The following is a 217-nucleotide window of genomic DNA, read 5'->3' on the forward strand; positions in this document are numbered from 1 at the left end:
CTGCCCGTGTTGTAATAAGACAACGCAATTTTTAATGCCATATCAGGCTCGGAATTTATCCTTAAAGCTCGCTGATAGCCCTCATACAAAATCTTTGAGCCTACCGTGATGTTCTGGCAAGGGTCGAACATATCCTCCATGCTCACCTTGTAAGCCCTCAAGTTTGTTGTGTTGATTTGCATCAACCCCAAGTCCACCGAATGACCTAATGATAGGT

At 44.2% G+C, this 217-nt stretch carries 1 protein-coding gene; it reads right to left on the reverse strand.

Annotated features, from left to right (window positions below):
- On the reverse strand, positions 1-182 hold a 182-nt coding region (locus Q1A70_RS20805; RefSeq protein WP_299697717.1), incomplete at its 3' end, for a transglycosylase SLT domain-containing protein.
- Positions 183-217 lie beyond the last annotated feature (35 nt).

Source organism: uncultured Vibrio sp. (genome assembly GCF_947488985.1).
Classification (GTDB): domain Bacteria; phylum Pseudomonadota; class Gammaproteobacteria; order Enterobacterales; family Vibrionaceae; genus Vibrio.